23 protein-coding genes are annotated in these 19471 nt (G+C 68.4%); 19 read left to right on the top strand and 4 right to left on the bottom strand.

The window, feature by feature from the left end; translation table 11 throughout:
- Nucleotides 1-157: 157 nt before the first annotated feature.
- From AB0O44_RS15275 to AB0O44_RS15250, 6 genes are all read left to right on the top strand, one after another.
- Nucleotides 158-1480, top strand: a complete 1323-nt coding sequence (locus AB0O44_RS15275; protein ID WP_364138822.1) for an MFS transporter — start codon at nucleotides 158-160, stop codon at nucleotides 1478-1480.
- A complete protein-coding gene (locus tag AB0O44_RS15270) occupies nucleotides 1477-2775 on the top strand; it encodes a CaiB/BaiF CoA-transferase family protein (RefSeq protein ID WP_364138821.1) in 1299 nt (432 codons plus the stop codon). Before AB0O44_RS15275 ends, AB0O44_RS15270 begins: the two co-directional genes overlap by 4 nt.
- Nucleotides 2772-3557, top strand: a complete 786-nt coding sequence (locus AB0O44_RS15265) for an enoyl-CoA hydratase/isomerase family protein (RefSeq protein ID WP_364138819.1) — start codon at nucleotides 2772-2774, stop codon at nucleotides 3555-3557. The genes AB0O44_RS15270 and AB0O44_RS15265 overlap by 4 nt, the downstream gene beginning before the upstream one ends.
- A 110-nt stretch (nucleotides 3558-3667) precedes the next feature.
- Entirely contained in the window at nucleotides 3668-4156 is a 489-nt protein-coding gene (locus AB0O44_RS15260) for a GyrI-like domain-containing protein (protein WP_364138817.1), read from the top strand.
- A 168-nt stretch (nucleotides 4157-4324) separates the two neighbouring features.
- Nucleotides 4325-4627, top strand: coding sequence for a DUF4193 domain-containing protein (locus tag AB0O44_RS15255; RefSeq protein ID WP_056741192.1), 303 nt, complete (start codon nucleotides 4325-4327; stop codon nucleotides 4625-4627).
- 254 nt (nucleotides 4628-4881) lie between these two features.
- Entirely contained in the window at nucleotides 4882-5442 is a 561-nt protein-coding gene (locus AB0O44_RS15250; RefSeq protein WP_290258770.1) for a hypothetical protein, read from the top strand.
- A 26-nt stretch (nucleotides 5443-5468) separates the two neighbouring features.
- On the opposite strand, the gene AB0O44_RS15245 is transcribed toward AB0O44_RS15250, so the two are convergent.
- The 4 genes from AB0O44_RS15245 to AB0O44_RS15230 are packed head-to-tail and all read right to left on the bottom strand — an operon-like array spanning nucleotide 5469 to nucleotide 8649.
- Nucleotides 5469-5858 carry a flagellar assembly protein FliW gene (locus tag AB0O44_RS15245; protein ID WP_364138815.1) on the bottom strand — a complete coding sequence of 130 codons (390 nt, stop codon included), beginning with the start codon at nucleotides 5856-5858 and terminating at the stop codon, nucleotides 5469-5471.
- Complete coding sequence (flgL, locus tag AB0O44_RS15240; protein ID WP_364138813.1) at nucleotides 5855-6742, bottom strand: flagellar hook-associated protein FlgL; 888 nt, start codon at nucleotides 6740-6742, stop codon at nucleotides 5855-5857. The genes AB0O44_RS15245 and flgL overlap by 4 nt, the downstream gene beginning before the upstream one ends.
- A 4-nt stretch (nucleotides 6743-6746) precedes the next feature.
- The gene (gene flgK, locus AB0O44_RS15235; RefSeq protein ID WP_364138811.1) at nucleotides 6747-8153 is read right to left on the bottom strand and encodes a flagellar hook-associated protein FlgK; all 1407 of its coding nucleotides are present in this window, start codon (nucleotides 8151-8153) and stop codon (nucleotides 6747-6749) included.
- Nucleotides 8154-8163: 10 nt separating this feature from the next.
- Entirely contained in the window at nucleotides 8164-8649 is a 486-nt protein-coding gene (locus AB0O44_RS15230; protein WP_364138810.1) for a flagellar protein FlgN, read from the bottom strand.
- Nucleotides 8650-8942: 293 nt separating this feature from the next.
- Here AB0O44_RS15230 and AB0O44_RS15225 point away from each other — a divergent pair, with 293 nt between their 5' ends.
- The 13 genes from AB0O44_RS15225 to AB0O44_RS15165 all read left to right on the top strand — a co-directional run bounded on the left by AB0O44_RS15225 (nucleotide 8943) and on the right by AB0O44_RS15165 (nucleotide 19188).
- Nucleotides 8943-9818: a flagellin gene (locus tag AB0O44_RS15225; protein WP_364138808.1), complete on the top strand. Its 876-nt coding sequence runs from the start codon at nucleotides 8943-8945 to the stop codon at nucleotides 9816-9818.
- Nucleotides 9819-9997: 179 nt separating this feature from the next.
- Complete coding sequence (gene fliD / locus AB0O44_RS15220; RefSeq protein ID WP_364138807.1) at nucleotides 9998-11326, top strand: flagellar filament capping protein FliD; 1329 nt, start codon at nucleotides 9998-10000, stop codon at nucleotides 11324-11326.
- The gene (locus AB0O44_RS15215; protein WP_364138805.1) at nucleotides 11326-11835 is read left to right on the top strand and encodes a flagellar export chaperone FliS; all 510 of its coding nucleotides are present in this window, start codon (nucleotides 11326-11328) and stop codon (nucleotides 11833-11835) included. The genes fliD and AB0O44_RS15215 overlap by 1 nt, the downstream gene beginning before the upstream one ends.
- On the top strand, nucleotides 11828-12217 hold the full coding sequence (locus tag AB0O44_RS15210) for a hypothetical protein (RefSeq protein ID WP_364138803.1): 390 nt from the start codon (nucleotides 11828-11830) through the stop codon (nucleotides 12215-12217). Before AB0O44_RS15215 ends, AB0O44_RS15210 begins: the two co-directional genes overlap by 8 nt.
- 170 nt (nucleotides 12218-12387) lie before the next feature.
- Entirely contained in the window at nucleotides 12388-12732 is a 345-nt protein-coding gene (gene flgB, locus AB0O44_RS15205) for a flagellar basal body rod protein FlgB (RefSeq protein ID WP_290258761.1), read from the top strand.
- Nucleotides 12729-13121 carry a flagellar basal body rod C-terminal domain-containing protein gene (locus tag AB0O44_RS15200; protein WP_364138802.1) on the top strand — a complete coding sequence of 131 codons (393 nt, stop codon included), beginning with the start codon at nucleotides 12729-12731 and terminating at the stop codon, nucleotides 13119-13121. Before flgB ends, AB0O44_RS15200 begins: the two co-directional genes overlap by 4 nt.
- The gene (fliE, locus tag AB0O44_RS15195) at nucleotides 13121-13426 is read left to right on the top strand and encodes a flagellar hook-basal body complex protein FliE (protein WP_290258759.1); all 306 of its coding nucleotides are present in this window, start codon (nucleotides 13121-13123) and stop codon (nucleotides 13424-13426) included. The genes AB0O44_RS15200 and fliE overlap by 1 nt, the downstream gene beginning before the upstream one ends.
- Entirely contained in the window at nucleotides 13426-15042 is a 1617-nt protein-coding gene (gene fliF, locus AB0O44_RS15190; RefSeq protein ID WP_290258758.1) for a flagellar basal-body MS-ring/collar protein FliF, read from the top strand. Before fliE ends, fliF begins: the two co-directional genes overlap by 1 nt.
- Entirely contained in the window at nucleotides 15039-16052 is a 1014-nt protein-coding gene (gene fliG, locus AB0O44_RS15185; RefSeq protein WP_290258756.1) for a flagellar motor switch protein FliG, read from the top strand. The genes fliF and fliG overlap by 4 nt, the downstream gene beginning before the upstream one ends.
- Nucleotides 16042-16743, top strand: coding sequence for a FliH/SctL family protein (locus AB0O44_RS15180; protein ID WP_364138800.1), 702 nt, complete (start codon nucleotides 16042-16044; stop codon nucleotides 16741-16743). Before fliG ends, AB0O44_RS15180 begins: the two co-directional genes overlap by 11 nt.
- The gene (locus AB0O44_RS15175) at nucleotides 16740-18068 is read left to right on the top strand and encodes a FliI/YscN family ATPase (RefSeq protein ID WP_364138799.1); all 1329 of its coding nucleotides are present in this window, start codon (nucleotides 16740-16742) and stop codon (nucleotides 18066-18068) included. Before AB0O44_RS15180 ends, AB0O44_RS15175 begins: the two co-directional genes overlap by 4 nt.
- Nucleotides 18065-18499 (top strand): flagellar FliJ family protein, encoded by a 435-nt coding sequence (locus tag AB0O44_RS15170; RefSeq protein ID WP_364138798.1) that lies wholly within the window; start codon nucleotides 18065-18067, stop codon nucleotides 18497-18499. Before AB0O44_RS15175 ends, AB0O44_RS15170 begins: the two co-directional genes overlap by 4 nt.
- Nucleotides 18496-19188 (top strand): C40 family peptidase, encoded by a 693-nt coding sequence (locus AB0O44_RS15165; RefSeq protein ID WP_364138797.1) that lies wholly within the window; start codon nucleotides 18496-18498, stop codon nucleotides 19186-19188. Before AB0O44_RS15170 ends, AB0O44_RS15165 begins: the two co-directional genes overlap by 4 nt.
- Nucleotides 19189-19471: the final 283 nt, after the last annotated feature.

The following is a 19471-nucleotide window of genomic DNA, read 5'->3' as shown; positions in this document are numbered from 1 at the left end:
TCCATTGACAGCATTAGGCTAAACCCGCAATATGGGTTGCGAAACCATATTGTGGGTTTTGCACAAAGGGTGAAAAGGGCCAGGAGCCCGCGAGCACCCGGCAACGCCTCCATCCAAGCAAGGGCATTGGGCCCAGCCGCGTCATAACAACGGAGTGATGATGACAGTTCAGGCAGTAACCCGAGAGCAGGCCGCACGGCGGGCAACCGTCGCCAGCGTCGTGGGCACCACCATCGAGTGGTACGACTTCTTCCTCTACGGGACGGCGGCGGCGCTGGTCTTCCCGCAGCTCTTCTTCCCGGGACAGTCGGCCTTCGCCGGCGTCCTGGCCGCCTTCGGCACCCAGTTCGTCGGCTTCGTGGCCCGCCCCGTCGGCGCCGCCATCTTCGGCCACTACGGCGACCGGATCGGCCGCAAGACCACCCTCATGGTCACCCTCTTCCTGATGGCTTTCGGCACCGTGCTGATCGGCTTCCTCCCCACCTTCCAGGCCATCGGCGTCGCCGCCCCCATCCTGCTGACCCTGCTGCGCATCATCCAGGGCATCGGCGTCGGCGGCGAATGGGGCGGCTCCGTGCTGCTCAGCATGGAATGGGGCCACCAGCAGCGCCGCGGCTTCTCCGCCAGTTGGCCGCAGATCGGCGTGCCGCTGGGCCTGGTGCTCTCGACCGGCGTCGTCCGCATCACCTCCGGCATCACAGGCACCGAGGGCTTTGCGAGCTTCGGCTGGCGCATCCCGTTCATCATCAGCATCCTGCTGATCGGCGTCGGCCTCTTCGTCCGGATGCGCGTGATCGAGAGCCCCGAGTTCGAAGCCATCCGCAAGTCCAACAAGGTCGTCCGCAACCCGCTGATCGAGGTCATCAAGCGCCAGCCCAAGGAAATCCTGCTCTCGGCCCTGGTCCGCATGTCCGAGCAGGCACCGTTCTACCTCTTTATCACGTTCGTGATCACCTACGCCGTCAAGCACCTGCAGCTCAACAGCAACTCGATCCTGGACGACACCCTGATCGCCGCCGCGCTGGGCCTGGTGAGCGTGCCGTTGTTCGGCCGGCTCTCGGACCGCTTCGGCCGGCGCAGGGTCTACGGCGTGGGCATCGTGCTGACCGCGCTCTTCGCCTTTCCCTACTTCGCCCTGCTGGACACCCGGGAACCCTTCATTGTGGGCGTCGCGATCGTGGTCAGCCTGATCCTGCACGACATCCAGTACGGCCCGCAGGCTGCGCTGATAGCGGAGAGCTTCGACGCCGACATCCGCTACACCGGCGCCGGCCTGGGCTACCAGCTGGCCAGCGTGGTGGCCGGCGGCCCCGCGCCGCTGATTGCCGCGGCCCTGCTGGCCCAGTACGGGAACTCGACGGCGATCGCGCTGTACATCATCGCCTGCTGCGCCGTCGCCATGGTGGCACTGATCTTCCTGCCCAAGGCCGGCCACCGTTTCCAGGCCAGCGCCACCACCAAGACGGAAGCCACGGTATGAGCCTGACTGACACGGCACCCCGCCAAGAGGCAACGAACGACGCCGGGGCGGCAGCCCCGCAGACGGCAGTGCCGCAGAAGGCGGGCCGGCCGGAGACCACGGACGCCACCGGCCCGCTGAACGACTTGCTGGTCCTGGACCTAAGCCGGATCCTGTCCGGACCGTTCGCCACCATGACCCTTGCGGACCTGGGCGCCGACGTCATCAAGATCGAACAGCCCGGTTCCGGCGACGACACCCGCCAGTGGGGCCCTCCGTTCCAAGGCGAGGAGGCCGCGTACTTCCTCTCCGTGAACCGGAACAAACGCAGCCTCGCCGTCGACCTGAAGTCCCCTGAGGGACTCGAGGTGGTCCGGGAACTCGCCCGCCGCGCCGACATCGTGGTGGAGAACTTCCGCCCCGGCACCGCCGCCCGCCTGGGCCTGGGCTACGAGGAGCTCTCCAAGGACAACCCCGGCCTGGTCTACGCCTCCATCAGCGGCTACGGCCAGACCGGCCCGGACGCGCTCCGGCCCGGCTACGACGCGATCGCCCAGGCCCGCAGCGGGATCATGAGCGTCACCGGGGAGACCGACGGCCCGCCCGTTCGGGTGGGTGTCAGCAGCGCGGACCTGGTCGCCGGGATGTGGGCCACCATCGGCGTCCTGGCCGCCCTGCATGAGAAGCAGCGCACCGGGCAGGGCCAGTGGGTGGACATCAGCCTGCTCGACGGGTCCGTCTCCTGGCTGACCTACGTCTCCAGCGGCTACTTCGCCAGCGGAGAGGTTCCGCGCCGCTACGGCTCGGCACACCCCACGATCGCCCCGTATCAGGCGTTCCCCTCTGCGGACGGCTTCGTCATGGTCGCCGTCGGCAACGACGGGCTGTGGCGGCGCTTCGCGGACGCCCTCGGCGACGCGGCGCTCGCCGGGGATCCGCGGTACTCGAGCAATCCGTCCCGCGTCGCCCACCGGGAGGAGCTGATTCCCGCGATCGAGGCCATCATGCGGAGCCGCACCACGGAGGACTGGGTGCGCACCCTGGACGAGGCCGGTGTGCCGGTAGGACCGATCCAGACTGTGGACCAGGCACTCGCCGATCCCCAGGTCCTGGCCCGTGGGATGGTGGCCGAGCTGGACCACCCGACCGCCGGACCCATGAAGGTGGTGGGCTGCCCGGTGCGGTTGACCCGGACGCCCGCCTCGGTGCGGACCGCCCCGCCGGTCCTGGGCCAGGACACGGACCAGGTGCTGGCGTCGCTGGGCCTGGACGCGGACCGGATCCACGCCCTGCACAGCAGCGGCGCGGTGCAGTGACGGCCGCGGTGGGGCACGCCCCGGGAGTCCGGCTGGATATCGACGACGACGGCGTCGCCGACCTGGAGGTGGGCACCGGCGAACGCTTCAACGCCCTCGACTCGGACCAGTGGCGGGCGCTCGCGGCGGAGGCCCGGGCGCTCGCCGCGGACCCCGCCGTCCGGGCCGTGGTGATTCGGGGTGCCGGCGGGACCTTCTGCTCCGGCTCGGACCTGCGGGAGTGGCAGGACGCGAGCGGGGACCAGGTGACCGGCGCCTTCGGTGCCATAGAGGAGGCGTTGCAGGCCGTGGAGGCCATCCCGGTGCCGACGGTGGCCCTGGTGCAGGGTGTCGCCACAGGCGCGGGCTGCCAGCTGGCGCTCGCCTGCGACCTGCAAGTGTTGGAGGAGAATGCGCGGATCGGGATGCCGATCGCCCGGCTGGGGATGCTCATTCCGCCCACCTTTGCCAACCGGATGTCCCTGCGGATCGGGCCGTCCCGGACCAAGGATCTGCTCTTCGGCGGCCGGATCCTCTCCGCCGCTGAGGCCTACGCGACGGGACTTGTCAGCACCCTGGCGGGCCCCGGCCGTGGTCCTGCCGCGGTGGCTGGGCTGACGGAGCAGTGGGCCGGACTGTCCCTGGCTTCGCTGCGGGCGTCCAAGGCGGCGGTTAACCAGGGACTGGCCCCGGTGGAACAGCCGGCCAAGGCGTTGCCGCCGGGTCCGGCCGCGGATCCGGTGGAATTCCGGGCACGGGTCAACCGGTTCCTGCACCGCAACCGCCGTCCGGCAGCTTCCTAGGGGCGCGTCCTAGGGTCGCGGGGGAGTTCCCCGCGGGGGACCGACCGGGGGCCAATCTGGGGTCCAACCGGCCCTTGACCGGAACCGTGGGGCGCGGGGAGGGTGGCCGTATGAACGAACACCAGCCCCACGCCGCCCCGGAGATCACCGTCAGCGACCGGCAGGAGCAGCCCACCGCGGTCATCCACGAAACCGTGCCGATGGCGGACCTGCGGGACTTCTTCGACCGGGCATACCGTTCCGTCATGACCGCCGTCCAGCAACAGAACGTCCAGCTGGCCGGCCCGCCGTTCGCGCTGTACCGGGGGACACCCACCGACGTCGTCGATGTCGAAGCCGGCTTCCCCCTGGCCGGCCCCTACCCGGGAGGGGGCGACGGCGCCGTCGTCGCCGGGACCCTTCCCGGCGGCCGGGCGCTGGAGGCCACGCACGTTGGCCCGTATGACACCCTCCCGCAAACCTACGGAGCCGTCATGGCAAAGATGCAGGCGGACGGGCTCACCCCGGGGGAGGCCATGTGGGAGTACTACCTCACCGACCCGGCCGCGGAGCCGGACCCCGCCACCTGGAAAACGCTGGTGGTATGGCCGGTCGCCTGAGCCGTGCAACAGCACCATAAAAACTGACATCTTCCGCGCCATCACGGGGATTTTTTGCCCCGGATGTCGCCTTGCGCACACTATTCTTCAACTTCTGCGATGATGCCCTAAACTGCTTCACTGAGGTGCCTGAAATGGCGCTATGCAGCAACGAAAGTGAATCCCGTTATGGCTACCGATTACGACGCCCCACGCAAGACAGAAGAAGAATCTCCCGCTGAATCGCTGGAGGCCCTTCAGGCGTCCCGTGGCGGCGGCGCCCAGACTGCTGTTATCGATGTCGACGAGAACGACACCGCCGAGGGCATCGACCTTCCCGGAGCCGATCTTTCCGGCGAAGAACTGACGGTGATCGTCGTTCCCGAACAGTCCGACGAGTTCACCTGCTCCTCCTGCTTCCTGGTCCGTCACCGGTCCCAGGTCGCCAAGGAAAAGAACGGCCTGAAGTACTGCCGCGACTGCGAGGGCTAAACAGCCTTACCGTCGGGCCGGCACCACGGCCCGTACCAGTTTTTACCGCCTGAGCGCCCGGCGCCGACTCCCTTGGGGAGCGGCGCCGGGCGCTTTTGTGTACTGCATTCCTATACTGGCGTTACCTGCGGTTGATGACGGGTCACGCTTGATGGACCGCCGGACCTTGGGCCCTCCCCGTCCGGCGACAGCGGGCCTACGCTGGAAGAATCCGGGAAAAGCATGAAATCCGGGTGGCCCGAGGGGTGGCAGTGATGACTCGAATCCGTTCACGGAAACCTGCAGGCTGGCTGATGGCCCTGCTGCTCGCGGCCGGGTTGCTGTTGGCGGCTCCCGGGGCCGCCGTCGCAGCGCCGTACTGCGGGCAGGTCTGGGGCTCGCTGGCCAAATCGGATCCGGCGATGGGCCGGGCTCCGGTGACGAACGTCCGGACCGGCCAGCATTACTGTTACGACCGGCTGGTGGTTGACCTCAGGGGGCCTGCAGGCGGGTACACCGTGCGGTACGTTCCGCAGGTGGCGCAGGAGGGTTCCGGGATGCCGGTACCGCTGCGCGGCCAGGCGTTCCTGCAGATCACGGTAAATTCACCGGCCTACGACGACGCCGGGCAGGCCACGTATTCGCCGGCCAACAAGAACGAACTGACTGATGTCACCGGATACCGGACGTTCCGCCAGGTCGCCTGGGCGGGCAGTTTCGAGGGGTACAGCACCCTGGGGCTCGGGGTGCGGGCCAGGTTGCCGTTCCGGGTGTTCACGCTGCCGGGTCCGGACGCCGGTTCACGGCTGGTGATCGACGTCGGGCACTACTGGTAGGCGCTAAGCCGGGCCGGTTACAGCTTTTAGGCGGCGCCGAGGACTGCCCGGAGCGGATACTCCCTGCCGTCCAGCACCAGCTGGGTGCACTTGCGGGCGGTCTCGTTCAGCACGATCGGCGCCATCAGGTTCACGGTGGTGCCCTCGGGGGAGTGGTTGACCACCACGAGCAGGCGGGGCGACTCCCCGTCGGAGAGCTCAAGGGCCTCCAGCGCGGGGCGCGGCAGGCGGGGGCTGTAGTCGGGGACGAACACGGCGGCGTCCGCCAGGAACAGCCGCACGGGCGCGGACTCCGATTCGAGGGCGAAGAGTCCGGGGGCGCTGTCGATGCTGCGGAGCGCGAAGTCGTGGACCGCTTCCAGCCCCGGCATGGGGGCGGTGAAGGTCACTGGGGTGCTGCTCAGGACGGAGTTCATCGCAGGAAGTCCATCAGCGTGGGCTGCAGGACCCGCGCCGTGGCGGCCAGGGCCACCTGGTAATTGGTTTCCTGCAGCTTCAGGTCCATGATCACGCTGCCGAGGTCAGCTTTTTCAATCCCGGTCCGCTGGGCGTCCAAGGAAGCCTCCATTCCTGTGTTGACGGTGCCGGCGCGGTCCAGTTGCGCCTGGCGCGCTCCGACGTCGGCGCGTCCGTTGACGATTTTCTTGTAGGCGTCGTCGATCTCGCTCACGCGCGGCATGGTGTCGGCGCCGTTGCGCAGGTCCGTAGCCAGTTTATTGACGGTATCGAAGACCGAGCCGGTACCGCTGCCGAAGATCGTGCCGCCGTCGGCGTCCACCCGCACGGTCTGCGTCTCGCTGATGCGCCGTTCCACCGGGCTGGTCCCGGCGGCGACGAACGTCGGCGGCATTGCGCCGTCGAAGGGCGTTGCCTTGTCTGAATTGCCCGCGAAGATGTTGCGGCCGAGGTGTTTGGAATTGGCAACGTTGATGAGGTCCTGGTTCAGCGAGTCCAGTTCGTTGGCAATCGCGTCCTTGCCGGACTGCGGCAGCGTGCCGTTGCCGGCCTGGACGGTGAGGTCCTTGATCCGCTGCATCACGTTGCTGGCCTGCTGCAGGGCGGAGTCGGCCGCCGATAACCAGGTATTGCCGTCGTCGATGTTCCGGCCGTACTGGGCATTCGCGGCCTGCAACGCCCTGGTTTCCAGTGCCTGCGCGGTGGCGGCTGGGTCGTCCGAGGGGCGCGAGATTTTGTTGAGCGTGCTCGCTTTGTCCTGCAGGTCGGCCAGCTTGGACTGCTGCGTCTGCAGGGTCCGCTGCGCCGCCGCGGTCATGGTCAGGTTTGTAACGCGGTTAAGCATGGTTCTACCTTCCTACCAGGCCGGTGCGGTTGATCAGGACATCCAAGGCCTCGTCGACGGCGGTCATGACGCGTGCCGCCGCCTGGTAGGCGTGCTGGTTGGTGAGCAGGTTGACGTTTTCTTCGTCCAGGCTGACGGAGGTCTGGGATGCCCGGCCCGTCACCGCGGAGGCTTGGGTTGCGGCGGCGAGGTCCTCGCGTTGCTGGGCTCCCCGGGATTGCACCCCGATGCCGGTGACGATGCCGGACCAGAGCTTATCCGGGGACGTGGAGCCGGTGCCCAGCTGGGACATGGCGTCGGCGACACTGGTGTCGAACGCGCCGGCGCCTGACTTGCCGAGGGCCACTGCAGAGGTGGAGATCGGTCCCTTGATACCGAGCGCGGCCGAGGGGCCGGTGACGGTGAAGAAGTCCGTGCCCGTGGTGCCGCTTCCCGTGGTGCCGGTCTGGTGGACAGCGTTGACGGCTGTGGCTAAAGCGCTAGCAAACCCGTTGTAGGAGGCGGCTGCCTCCGCGATTGCGCCTCCGTTGCCGCCGGCCGCCGGGGCAAGGACCGAAAGCGCTCCGGCGATTTCCCCACCATCGGTTGAGGCGACGCCATCAGGGTTTTTCCAGAGCAGCTGCACGGGCGCGCCGAGGGCGTCCGTCGACTGCCCGGACAACGCCAGGGTACGGACGGAGGTGCCCATGACCAGGGCGTTCCCACCGATGTGGACATCCACGGTGCCGTCCGGCTGCTCCCGGACAGTGCCGCCGGCCAGGCGGGCGATGGTTTCAGTGAGCTTTGCGCGGGCGTCGATCAGTTCGTTGGCTGTGCCGCCGGCGGCGACCGTGGAGCGGATGGTCGCGTTGTAGGCCGCGACCTGGCTGGCGGCAGCATTGACGGCGTCCACGGCGTCGGAGGCCTTGGCGCGGACGCTGCTCCACTGAGCCTGCAGGGCCTGGTACCCGGTCGAAATTTTGTCAGTGAGGGAGTTGGAGGCAGTCAGCAGCAGGCCCTTGGGCCCGTCGTCGTCCGGCTGTCTGGCGGCTCCCTGCCAGGCGGCCCAAAAGCCCTGCAGAGCTGTGGAGATGCCATTGTCTCCGGGCTCTTGGAGCACGCCTTCAATTCCCTGGAGCGCGGCGGAGCGTGTGCTGGCGTAACCGGCTTGTGCACTGGCGGAGCGGACGCTGGCGTCCAGGCTGGTGTTGCCGAGCCTGGCGATGGAGTCGACGGAGACCCCCTGGCCCACCTCCGGGCGCCCCGAGCCGTTCAGGCCCTGGGCGGGCGCGGCGATGGCGGACTGCTCGACCCGCTGCCGGGTGTAACCGTCGGTCGCGGCGTTGGCGATGTTCTGGCCGGCCACCGTCATGGCCTGCTGTGCGGCAGTCAGCCCGCGATAGGCGGTATTCAGGGCGCCGAAGGTACTCATGGTCGCTTCCTTAGAATCGCTGGTCGAAGATGCGTGAGCCGGCGGAGTTCCCGGTTTTCCCTTGGGCGTCGTAGGTGCCGGCTGCGGCCGGTCGCAGATCCGCCAAGGACTCCTGGGTGGATCGGACGGCAGAGCGCAGGTACTGCTCGTTGGCGTCCCGGAGCTCTTTGATGAGGGACGTCTGTCGGGTCAGTGCGGTCAGGTGCGCCGTCAGCACCTCGGCCCAGGCGCCCTCCGGCGCGGCCGCTGCCAATTCGCTGAGCGTCGCGTCCGTCGGAAGCCCCCACGTTTCTGCGACTACCGCGGCCTCGATGGTCCGGGCCAGGCTCGCCTCGGACAGGTGTCCGAGCACCTGCTCGACTTCCTTGGTGCCGTGCGGCAGCCAGCGTGATTTGCCGGACGTCAGGAGCAGTTGCTCCTCTTCGAGCTTAAAAGTCAGTACGTCCAGGAGTTCACGCTCCCGCCAAAGCAAGGCAGAAAGTTCGTGGATGGCCATGATCCGGACGGCTCCCTCAGTGGTGTCGATGATGCGCGGGTTAAGCGGTACCTACTGCGGCGGTGTGCAACGTGCGGACGGTGCGGACCGCAGCAGGGTTCGTACAAACTATCGGCAGGGTTTTCGCAGGTGTTAGCAGGAATAAGGCTGATAACTGCTGGGGTGACGTCGGCGGATGTCGCCAAAAAGAATTTTCGATTTCTCCTTACCAGCTTCCCCTCCGGGGCGATAACTACTCCTGAAGGCCCACGGATGGGCCATCGCTTACAGTCCCAACTCACGGAGGAAATACCATGGGCTTCGTTATCAACAACAACCTCGCGGCGAACAACTCGTACCGCAACCTGAACGCTACTCAGAGCGACCTTTCCAAGTCCCTGGAGAAGCTGTCCACCGGCCTGCGCATCAACCGCGCCGGCGACGATGCGGCCGGTCTGGCTATCTCGGAGGGCCTGAAGGCCCAGGTGACCGGTTCGGCCCAGGCCGCCCGCAACGCGCAGGACGGCATCTCGGTCATCCAGACCACTGAAGGCGCCCTGACCGAGGTTCACTCCATCCTGCAGCGCATGCGTGACCTCGCTGTCCAGGGTGCCTCGGATACGAACAACGCCGACGCCCGCACCGCCATCAAGAACGAAGGCGATTCCCTGGGCCAGGAGCTGGACCGCCTCACCAAGGGAACCAACTTCAACGGCATCGACCTGCTGAAGGGTGCAACCGGCGCGGGCGTTACCGCCACGGCGACCCCGGGCTCCCTGGAGATCCAGGTCGGCACCGGCGGCACCTCCGGCACCGACAGCATCAAGATCAAGGTCGGCGACGTGTCGACTGCAGTCGGTGCGCTGTCCAGCGCCACGACTGCCGGCGACTTCCTTGTGGACACGGCCACCAACGCCCAGGCCACGATTGGCAAGATCGATACCGCGATCAAGAACATCTCCGCGCAGCGTGCCGACCTCGGTGCCGCGCAGAACCGTCTTGAGCACACCATCAAGTCGCTTAACGTTGCCGGTGAGAACCTGCAGGCCGCACAGTCCCGCATCGCCGACGTCGACATGGCGTCGGAAATGGTCAAGTTCACCAAGGCGAACATCCTGTCCCAGGCAGGCACCGCCATGCTGGCCCAGGCCAACCAGTCCAGCCAGGGCGTTCTTTCCCTCCTGCGCTAGGCCTGATCCGGCAGGCTTCTAATTCTTAGGAGCCTTCCACCTGGTCGGACGAAGATACACCCCCGATCACCGCGAAAGGGCCGGATGATGGCATAACCATCGTCCGGCCCTTACGTGCAACACCAATACCCCAAAAAATAAGCGACAAAGACGAACTTCTTCAGCAAGGAGAGGCAGCGATGGGAATTTCCCTCGACGGACTGGCCAGCGGACTGGACACCACCGCCCTGATCAGCTCGATCATGCAGACCGAGGCGCTGCCCCAGACCCTGCTCAAGAACAAGTCCTACGACGTCCAAAACATGGTGTCGGCCCTTCAGGGGCTGAACAGCAAGGTCGCCGCCCTGGCCACGCAGGCAACTGCCGCCGCCAAGCCAGCAGCTTTGGACCTCTATACCGCCACCACGACCAGCCCCAACGTCACGACGACGACGTCCAGCGGTGCGAAGCCCGGTTCCCTCGACTTCCAGGTCACCCGGCTGGCCCAGACCCAGGTCACGGTGACGCCCATGGTGAACGGGGTGACAGGTTGGCCCTACACCACCTTGACCATCAACACCGGCGGCGCGAACTACACCGTCACTCCGGCATCCAACAGCCTGGATGACGTTGTCAGCGCGGTGAACGCCTCCGGCTCGGGCGTCACCGCCAGCAAGGTCGACGTTGGCGGCGGAAATTTCCGTCTCCAGTTCACCGCCGCCAAGTCCGGAACGGCCGGCGCCTTCACCATTACAGACCCGGGCACCACCTACACGGACGTCAAGACCGCACAGGACGCGCAGGCGACCCTCTGGCCGGGCTCGGCCGTCGCGCAGACTGTGACCTCCTCGACGAACACCTTCACCAACCTGCTCCCCGGAGTGACCATCACGGCCAAGGACGTCACCGCCGGAACCGCGACGCTGACGGTCGCCAGCGACAACGCAGGCATCACCAAGATGGCCTCGGACCTGGTGGACGGTGTCAACGGAATTTTTGCCTATGTGGCCAGCCGGACCGCCGTCAGCACCAGCACCACGACCACCGGTACGACGACCTCCGCCGGAATTTTCTCCGGCGACAGCACGGTTCGCTCCGTGAATCAGGACATTTTGTCTGCCGCTTCGTTGCCTGTCGGCACGCCGCCGACATCGCCGTCGGACATGGGCATCAGCATCACCAAGACCGGCACGATGGAATTCGACGCCACCAAGTTCAGTGCGGCCCTGGCCGCCGACCCGGCAGGCACGAAGGCCAAGGTGCAGGAAATTGCCGGGCGGATCGCGGCGGCTGCGAAGGCTGGCTCGGATCCCTACACCGGCTCCCTGACCACCACCATCAAGGGCCAGCAGTCCGAGGTCAGTGACTTGGCGAGCCAGATCAGCGACTGGGACACCCGGCTCGCGGACCGCCAAGCGACGCTCAAGAGCACCTACTCGGCCCTTGAAGTGGCCATGAGTAACATGAAGGCTCAACAGTCCTGGCTGTCCTCGCAGTTGGCAGGCCTCTCCACCGGAAGTTCCAAGTAATGACAAGCAACCCCCTCGGCGGCTTCGGTGCTGGCTACGGCACCAGCCAGCGCAACCAGTACCTGGAGGACTCCGTACTGTCTGCACCACCGGCCCGACTGCTGACCATGCTCTACGACCGTTTGCTGCTGGACCTTGGCCGCGCAGAGACTGCGCAGCAGGCCGCCAACTGGCAGGTCGCCTCCGAAAACCTGCTCCATGGCCAGTCCATCATCGCGGAATTGATTTCCTCCCTGAAGACCGACTCCTGGGACGGCGCGGATGGGCTGCTGGGGCTCTACAACTACGCCTTCACGGCCCTGGTCAACGCCAACATCCAGCGGAACCCCGAGCTGACCCGGGAGGCGATCGACCTGCTGGAACCCTTGCGCCAGGCCTGGCACGAGGCCGCGGCAGCGATCCCCGCGGCACAGCCTGCCCGGACCGCGGCGGCGCCGTCGTCCTTCGCCGCCGCAGGTTCCTGGGCTGCCTCCTCCGGAGCGGGAAGCGGGAGCCTGGGCTTTGGCTGAACAAGATTCCTTGGGGGAGGGCAATCGCACCGGGCAGCCGGATGATCCCGCAGCTGCCGCATGGCTCCTGGTGCTGGACGTCCTGGAAATGGCCGTGACTGCCGCGGAGAGAACCTTGAATGATCCGCTCGGGCCGCTCTCGGCGCCGCTGCACCAGCCGGAGTCAGCGCTGCCCGTGCAACGCTGGAGCCCGCCGGTGCTCAGCGGACCCCTGCCTCCCGAGGCCCGGCGCCGCGCCATGGCCCTCTCCGCCGCGCAGGAGCGCGTCGCCAAACGCCTGGAGGCGGCCAAACAGGACGTTTCCCGCCAGCTCCACGCGCTCAGCACCGTCCCGAGCCTGAGCTCCCCGTCGCGGGCCGTGTACCTCGACGTCCAGGGCTGATTTCCGCCGCCAGTCCCGGTCGCCGGCGTTCGGCAAAACCCTCCCGACAAAGTTGTTTCAAATTTCCCTAACGCGGCCCTGAGCTGTGCCGATAACCACAGTAAGAGCACGGATCGCTCGTTTCCCGGCCACGGATCGGCCAAGCCCCACCCTTTCCCAGGCAGGACTCTGTGCTCGAATCCGTGACTTCCGCCGCCCTGGCCAGCGCCCTCAACGGGTTGTCCCAGCGCCAGCGCGCGATCGCGAACAACATCGCGAACGTCAACACGCCGAACTACCACGCCCAGCGCGTCAGCTTCGAGGATGCCCTGGCCCAGTCGGTGCAGTCCGGCGACGGCCGGGTGCAGGCCACGACGGCGTCCTCCCTGGAACCCACCCAGCTCAACGGCAACAACGTGAACCTGGATACCGAGACCCTTTCCAACATCGACACCGTGCTCCGTTTCCAGTTCGCCTCGCGGGCGATCGGCTACGAGTTCAGCGGCGTCCGTTCGGCAATGAGGACCAGCTCATGACCTTTGACGCCATCGGCATCGCCGGCTCCGCCCTCACGGTCCACCGCAAGTGGCTCGACGCCGTCTCGGACAACCTCGCGAACATGAACAACGTCTCCGCCACCTCCGGCAACGCCTTCCAGCAGAAGTATGTGGAGGCGGCCGAAAACACCGGCGGCGAGGGTGTCTACGTCAAGAGCACACCCCTGGGCAGCGGCGCCGGCCGGATCGTCTACCAGCCGGACCACCCGCTGGCCGATGCCAACGGCAACGTCAAATACCCGGACATCGACATGGCCGAACAGATGGGTTCCCTGATCGTTGCCCAGCGCGGCTACCAGGCCAACGCCCAGGTGGTGGACCGCGCCCGTGAGACCTACATGGCTGCCCTTGAGATTGGACGATCCTGATGCCTGTTTCCCCCATCGCCCCGGTCCAGGGCGTCATGCCCACGGACTACGTGGGCGGCGCCTCGGCCGTGTCCGGCACCGACGGTTCCGGCTTCGCGGCGTCCCTCACCGGCGCCGTCGATAACCTCCAGCAACTCCAGTCGACGTCGAACCAGCTGGCCGTCTCCGCCGTCACCGGCAACCTCAACGACATCCAGGACGCCACCATCGCCGCTACCCGCGCCCAGGTGACCCTGGAACTGGTCGCGTCCCTGCGCAACAAGGGCGTTGACGCGTTCAACGAGATCATGAGGATGCAGGCCTGATGCCTCCGCAGATCACCATCTTCTTCCAGCGCTTCGGCAACGGACTCAAAAGCTTCACCACCGGCCAGCGCACCCTGGCCGTCATCGGTGCCGCCCTCCTGGTGGTAGGCATCGTGGCGCTCTCGGCCTGGTTGTCCAAGCCCACCCTGACGCCGCTGTTCTCCGGGCTGAAGAGCGCCGACGCCAGCGCCGTCGTTGACCAGCTGAAAAAGGACGGCGTCCCCTACGAACTCAGCGACGGCGGCGCCACCGTCCTGGTGCCGCAGGAAAAGGTCTACGACGAGCGGCTCAAGGCAGCCTCCGCGGGCCTGCCCACCGCAGCCGCAACCGGCTACTCGCTGCTGGACAAGATGGGCGTCACGTCCTCGGAGTTCCAGCAGTCGGTCACCTACAAGCGCGCCCTCGAAGGCGAACTCGCCAGCACCATCGGCGCCATGGAGGGCGTGAAGACCGCCGCTGTCCGGCTGGCCATCCCCGAGAAGACCGTCTTCGTCTCCAAGACCCCGGACACCACCGCCTCCGTCTTCATCGAGACCGCCCCCGGAGTGACCCTCTCCAGCGACAAGGTCCAGGCGATCGTCCACCTGACCTCCGCCGCGATTGAAAACCTCAAGCCCTCCAACGTCTCGGTCGTGGACTCCCAGGGCAACGTCCTGTCCACGGTCGGCGGCACGACGGCGGGCAGTTCCTCCAAGCAGGCGACGGATTATCAGCAGCGCACCGGCGACGCCGTCCGCGCCGTCCTGGACCGCGTGGTAGGCCCGGGCAACTCCACCGTGGCCGTCGCCGCCGACGTCACCGGAGAATCCGCACAGCAGAAGAGCGAGACCTTCTCCAACACCGCCGGAGCCCTGCCGCTGAGCGAGTCGTCCAAGACCGAGAAGTACACCGGAACCGGGGGAGGCGCCGCCGGCGTTCTGGGCCCGGACAACATCTCCGTGCCCGGCGGCAGCAGCGGCAACGGCAACTTCGACTCCACCACGGAGACCAAGAACAACGCCGTCAACAAGGTCACCGAGGACCGGACCATCCCGCCGGGAGCCATCAAGCGCCAGACCATCTCCGTGGCCGTCAGCCAGTCCGCCGCCGGCGGACTGAACATCGGCTCCCTCACGGCCCTGGTCACCTCCGCCGCCGGCGTCGACAAGAACCGCGGCGACGTCGTCACCGTGGAGGTCATTCCGTTCAGCACAGCGGCGGCCGACCAGGCCAACGCCTCCCTGGATGCCGCCAAGGCCGAGATCGAGGCGCAGAAGCAGCAGGCGTTCTTCGGCACCCTCGTCACCGCCGGCAGCATCCTGCTGGGCCTGTTGATCCTGGCCCTCATCATCACGATCATCCTGCGCCGCCGCCAGAAGCGGGAACCGGTGGACCTGGGCGAACGCCTGGACCTGCTCCCGCCGGTCCCCACCGTCACCGCGCTCGATCCCGCACCGGCCACCTCCGCCATCCCGCTGATCGCGCGGCCGCTGGAGCCCTTGCCGCTGCCCGCACCGGCCCCGGAGGTCCTCGAGGCCGAGCGCCGGATGCAGGAAATCGACGCGATGGTGGCCAACAACCCGGAGAAGGCCGCCGACTACCTGCGGGGCCTGATGGATGACAGGCAGCCGGCATGAAAACCGGTGAGGCCCTGACCGGCACGCAGCGCGCCGCCGTCGTCCTGATGCAGATGAGCCCCACCAATGCAGCCCTGGTGATGGCGCAGCTGACCGACATGGAGGCCGAGGAGATCGCCGCGGAGATCGTCCGGCTCCGCAAGGTGGACCCGGAGACCGCCGAGAAGATCATGAAGGACTTCCACGAGGCAGCCCTCAGCAGCCCGCGCTCCGCCCGCGGCGGCCGGGAACTGGCCGAGGGCCTGCTGGAGGCCTCCTTCGGTTCGGAGAAGGCCGCCGGCCTGATCAACCGCCTGACGGTGAACATGGCCGGGAAGTCCTTCGAGTTCCTCGAAGACATCGAGCCGGTGCAGATCCTGGCACTGATCGACGGCGAACTGCCGCAGACCATCGCCCTGGTCCTGGCCCACCTGAGCCCCCGCAAGGCCTCCGCCGTGATGTCCGGGCTGCCCGGCTCGCTGCGCGCCGACGTCGCCCTCAGCATCGCCACCATGGGCTCCGGGGCGCCCGAGGCCATCGGCATCGTCGCCGACACCCTGAAGCTCCGCGGCGGCGCGGCCGTCTCGCAGCAGGCCTCCAAGGTGGTGGGTGGCATCCAGCCGCTGCTGGAGATCATCAACCGGACCGACGCCGGCACCGAACGCTCGGTCCTGGACGGCCTCGATCTGCTGGACCCGGACCTGGCCGTGGAGATCCGCGCGCAGATGGTCACCTTCGACGACATCATCAAGCTGGAACGCCGTGACGTGCAGCTGGTGCTCCGCGGCCTGGACGCTTCCGTCCTGGCCGTGGCCATGAAGGGTGCCACCGAGCAGGTTCTGGAAACCATTACCACCAACGTCTCCGGCCGCAACCTGGAGATCCTCGAATCCGAGATGGCAGCCCTCGGCCCGCTCCGCGCGTCGCAGATCGAGGAGGCGCGCGCCGCCGTCGTCCGCGCCATCCGGGAGCTCGTCGACGAGGGCCAGATCGTCATCCACCGCGGGGACGAAGAGGACTATGTTTACTGACGGGCGGAGCGCCGCGGGCGCGACGACGGCGGGCGCGACGACGGCGGGCGCGGCGGGGGAGGCCCCTGCCCGGATCGTCTTCCCGTCGCTGCGCTCCACCGGCCCCGCCAACGAACAGGCCGGCTACACCGAGGGCCACGCCGCCGGGTACGCCGCCGGCGTCCGCGCAGCCGCCAAGGAACAGCGCCGCTGGCGTGACCGGATGGCCGCCGAACAGGCAGCTTCCTTGGCCGCCGGGCAGCAGGACCTGGACCGCGCCGTCCGTGCCTTGGCCGTCGCCCGCACCGACTTCGCCCACCGCAACGTCCAGGCCCTGCACGACGCAGAAGAGGTGCTGGCCCGCACCGCCCTGGAACTGGCCGAGGCCATCCTCGGCTACGAGCTGGCCGAGGGCACCCGGACGGCCCGCGCCGCGCTGGCCCGCGCCCTCTCCGGGTCCGACGCCGCCACCGTGCTGGCCATCCGGCTGCACCCGGCCGACATCGAAGTCCTGCGCCGCGAAGGCCAGGACGAACCCGGCGGGCTGCCGCTCGTGGCGGACCCGTCCCTGCAGCGCGGCGACGCCAAGGTCGAATACCAGCAGGGCTGGCTCGACGCCAGCCTCGGCACCGCCCTGGCCCGGGCCAAGGCTGCCCTGCTCGACGACCACCAATACCCCGCCGCCCCTCCCGCCCCGGGAGCCCGGCCATGAAAACCCTGTGGCGGCCCCGCGCCGCGGACTTCGAAGCCGCCCTCGCCGCTGCCGCCCCGCAGCGCGTCGGCATCGTCACCTCCGTCATGGGCCTGGGCCTGGAGGTCTCCGGCCTGGACTGCGCGCTCGGTGACCTGCTCACGGTGGGCGAACACCCCGGGCTCGACGCCGAGGTGGTCGCCGCCCTGGACGGCTCCGTGCGCTGCATGCCGCTGGGACGGCTTGCCGGCATCGCCGCCGGGGACCCGGTCCGTGCCAAGGGCGGCAACGTCCTGGTGCCTACCGGCCCGGGGCTCTTCGGCCGCGTCGTCGACGGCCTGGGCCGGCCGATCGACGACAAGGGACCGCTGCTCAGCGGCCCCCGCGTGCCGATCGACAACGAGGCGCCCAACGCCATGAAGCGCGCCCGGATCGACACCCCGCTGCAGACCGGGGTGCGGGTCCTGGATACCATGACCACCCTGGGCAAGGGCCAGCGCATGGGCCTCTTCGCCGGCTCCGGCGTCGGCAAGTCCTCGCTGCTCTCCATGATCGCCCGGGGCACCGACGCCCAGGTGTCCGTGATCGCCCTGGTGGGGGAGCGCGGCCGTGAAGTCCGCGAATTCCTCGAGGACGACCTCGGCCCCGAAGGCCTGGCCCGCTCCGTCGTCGTGGTCGCCACCTCCGACGAGCCGGCTCTGATGCGCATGCGCGCCGCGTTCACCGCCACCCGGATCGCGGAGTCCTTCCGCGACGCCGGGCAGGACGTGGTGCTGATGATGGACTCGCTCACCCGTGTCGCCATGGCCCAGCGCGAGATCGGCCTCTCCGCCGGCGAACCACCCGCCACCCGCGGCTACCCGCCGTCGACCTTCTCCATCCTGGCCCGCCTGCTGGAGCGTGCCGGCACCGCCGAAACCGGGTCCGTGACCGGGATCTACACGGTCCTGGTGGACGGCGACGACCACAACGAACCGATCGCCGACGCGGCCCGCTCCATCCTGGACGGGCACGTGGTGCTCGACCGCAAGCTCGCCGTGACCGGTCACTTCCCGTCCGTGGACGTGCTCGGCTCCGTCTCCCGCGTCGCGTCCAAGGTCAACGCAAGGCCCCACCTGGCGGCCGCCGCAGCCCTGCGCAAGGTCATGGCGGCCCGCAAGTCCGCGCAGGACCTGATTGACGTCGGCGCCTACCAGTCAGGCACCAACCCGCTCGTGGACGCGGCACTGGCCAACGAAGACGCCGTAGCCGCGTTCCTGCAGCAGCCGATGGAAGAGTCAACCCCCCACCCCGAGTCCTGGCGCCAGCTGGGCCACCTCACGTCGATCCTGGGAGCCGCAGCATGAGCCGGCAATTCTCTCTGGCCGGGTTGTTGCGCCTGCGCCAAATCCAGCAGGACCAGGCCGCCTCCGGCCTGGCCCGCGCCCGGTCACGATCCACTTCGGCGCGCGCCCGGGAAGCCTCGGCCCGCCGCCAGCTGGCGGACACGGACCCGGACATCGTCAGCTCGGCGTCGATGCGCGCCGTCGCGGCGGCCCGCTCGGCATCGCACAGCATGCTCGCGGACCTGCAGACCCTGAGCCGCGTGGCCGAAGCCGACGAGATGGCAGCACGCGAGGAGTTCATCGCCGCGCGCACCCGCTCGGTGGGCCTGGAGAAGCTGGCCGCCCGCCACCACGCCGAGGTCGCTTCCGAGGAGCTCCGCGCCGAACAGTCCGCCCTGGATGAAATCTCCTCCACCATCTGGCACTGGGACGAACAGCAGGTGCGCTCATGAGCATGGCGGAGGCCCTGGGCCGGATGCAGGGCATCCAATCGATGATCGCGGAACTGACCCGTCCCGCGCAGACCGCGCAGAGCACCGCCGCGGCACAGAAAGCCTCGGCCGCGTCGACGCTGGCGTCCGGCACCGGAACCGCGAACTCCGCCGCGTTCACCGACGCGCTGACGGCGGCCCTCGGCGGCACCGGCGGCACCACGCAGACCGACCTGTCCTCCCTGACGGGGGCCGCCCCGGGGCTTGGCCTGGGCGCCCTCACCGGGCTCGCCCTCCCGACTACCCCCGCAGCAGCGCCGGTCGCGCCGGGCAGCGCCACCGGCACCGACGTCGTCGCCATGGCCAAGAAGTACATCGGCGTGCCGTACGTCTGGGGCGGGACCAACCCGGCCACGGGCATGGACTGCTCCGGCTTCACCCAACGGGTCTTCAAGGACCTGGGCGTCGACATTCCCCGCGTCGTCAGCGACCAGATGAAGGTGGGTACCCCGGTGGCGTCCCTGGCGCAGGCCAAGCCGGGTGACCTGCTGATCAGCTTCGGCGGCAACCACATCTCCATCTACCTCGGCAACGGCAAGGCGATCGACGCGCCCGTCCCCGGCAAGACCATCCAGATCCGTGACGCGTGGGAGCAGCAGTCCAACCTGACCGCGATCCGCCGGATTGTCCCGGCCGGGGCGGGCTCGTGAAGGCCCCGGCCACGGCGGACCTTGCCTCCGCCCTCACGAAGACGGCGGCCGCGGCGCGCGGCGCGCAGTCGGGTTCCCGTGCCGCCGCCGGCACGGGGGAACGCTTCGGCAGCGCCCTGAACGACGCCGTCGGGGCCGCCACGCGCAGGTCCCAGCCGGAAACCACGTACGACGCCGGGGCCCGGGCAGGGCGCCCGGCGCCGGCTGCCGCCGGACCACGTTCCGGGCACGACCGCGGCCCGGACGGGCACGCCGCCGGCCACGCGACCGGCAAGACTGCGCG

The organism is Arthrobacter sp. NPDC080082, from assembly GCF_040686595.1.
GTDB lineage: Bacteria > Actinomycetota > Actinomycetes > Actinomycetales > Micrococcaceae > Arthrobacter.
This window is presented reverse-complemented; position numbering and strand designations above follow the sequence as displayed.

Bases quoted from the DNA above. Each gene is read 5' to 3' on its own strand.
- AB0O44_RS15275 (WP_364138822.1), top strand. From the start codon at position 158: ATGATGACAGTTCAGGCAGTAACCCGAGAGCAGGCCGCACGGCGGGCA.
- AB0O44_RS15270 (WP_364138821.1), top strand. From the start codon at position 1,477: ATGAGCCTGACTGACACGGCACCCCGCCAAGAGGCAACGAACGACGCC.
- AB0O44_RS15260 (WP_364138817.1), top strand. From the start codon at position 3,668: ATGAACGAACACCAGCCCCACGCCGCCCCGGAGATCACCGTCAGCGAC.
- AB0O44_RS15255 (WP_056741192.1), top strand. From the start codon at position 4,325: ATGGCTACCGATTACGACGCCCCACGCAAGACAGAAGAAGAATCTCCC.
- AB0O44_RS15250 (WP_290258770.1), top strand. From the start codon at position 4,882: ATGACTCGAATCCGTTCACGGAAACCTGCAGGCTGGCTGATGGCCCTG.
- AB0O44_RS15245 (WP_364138815.1), bottom strand. From the start codon at position 5,858: ATGAACTCCGTCCTGAGCAGCACCCCAGTGACCTTCACCGCCCCCATG.
- flgL (WP_364138813.1), bottom strand. From the start codon at position 6,742: ATGCTTAACCGCGTTACAAACCTGACCATGACCGCGGCGGCGCAGCGG.
- flgK (WP_364138811.1), bottom strand. From the start codon at position 8,153: ATGAGTACCTTCGGCGCCCTGAATACCGCCTATCGCGGGCTGACTGCC.
- AB0O44_RS15230 (WP_364138810.1), bottom strand. From the start codon at position 8,649: ATGGCCATCCACGAACTTTCTGCCTTGCTTTGGCGGGAGCGTGAACTC.
- AB0O44_RS15225 (WP_364138808.1), top strand. From the start codon at position 8,943: ATGGGCTTCGTTATCAACAACAACCTCGCGGCGAACAACTCGTACCGC.
- fliD (WP_364138807.1), top strand. From the start codon at position 9,998: ATGGGAATTTCCCTCGACGGACTGGCCAGCGGACTGGACACCACCGCC.
- AB0O44_RS15215 (WP_364138805.1), top strand. From the start codon at position 11,326: ATGACAAGCAACCCCCTCGGCGGCTTCGGTGCTGGCTACGGCACCAGC.
- AB0O44_RS15200 (WP_364138802.1), top strand. From the start codon at position 12,729: ATGACCTTTGACGCCATCGGCATCGCCGGCTCCGCCCTCACGGTCCAC.
- fliE (WP_290258759.1), top strand. From the start codon at position 13,121: ATGCCTGTTTCCCCCATCGCCCCGGTCCAGGGCGTCATGCCCACGGAC.
- fliF (WP_290258758.1), top strand. From the start codon at position 13,426: ATGCCTCCGCAGATCACCATCTTCTTCCAGCGCTTCGGCAACGGACTC.
- fliG (WP_290258756.1), top strand. From the start codon at position 15,039: ATGAAAACCGGTGAGGCCCTGACCGGCACGCAGCGCGCCGCCGTCGTC.
- AB0O44_RS15180 (WP_364138800.1), top strand. From the start codon at position 16,042: ATGTTTACTGACGGGCGGAGCGCCGCGGGCGCGACGACGGCGGGCGCG.
- AB0O44_RS15175 (WP_364138799.1), top strand. From the start codon at position 16,740: ATGAAAACCCTGTGGCGGCCCCGCGCCGCGGACTTCGAAGCCGCCCTC.
- AB0O44_RS15170 (WP_364138798.1), top strand. From the start codon at position 18,065: ATGAGCCGGCAATTCTCTCTGGCCGGGTTGTTGCGCCTGCGCCAAATC.
- AB0O44_RS15165 (WP_364138797.1), top strand. From the start codon at position 18,496: ATGAGCATGGCGGAGGCCCTGGGCCGGATGCAGGGCATCCAATCGATG.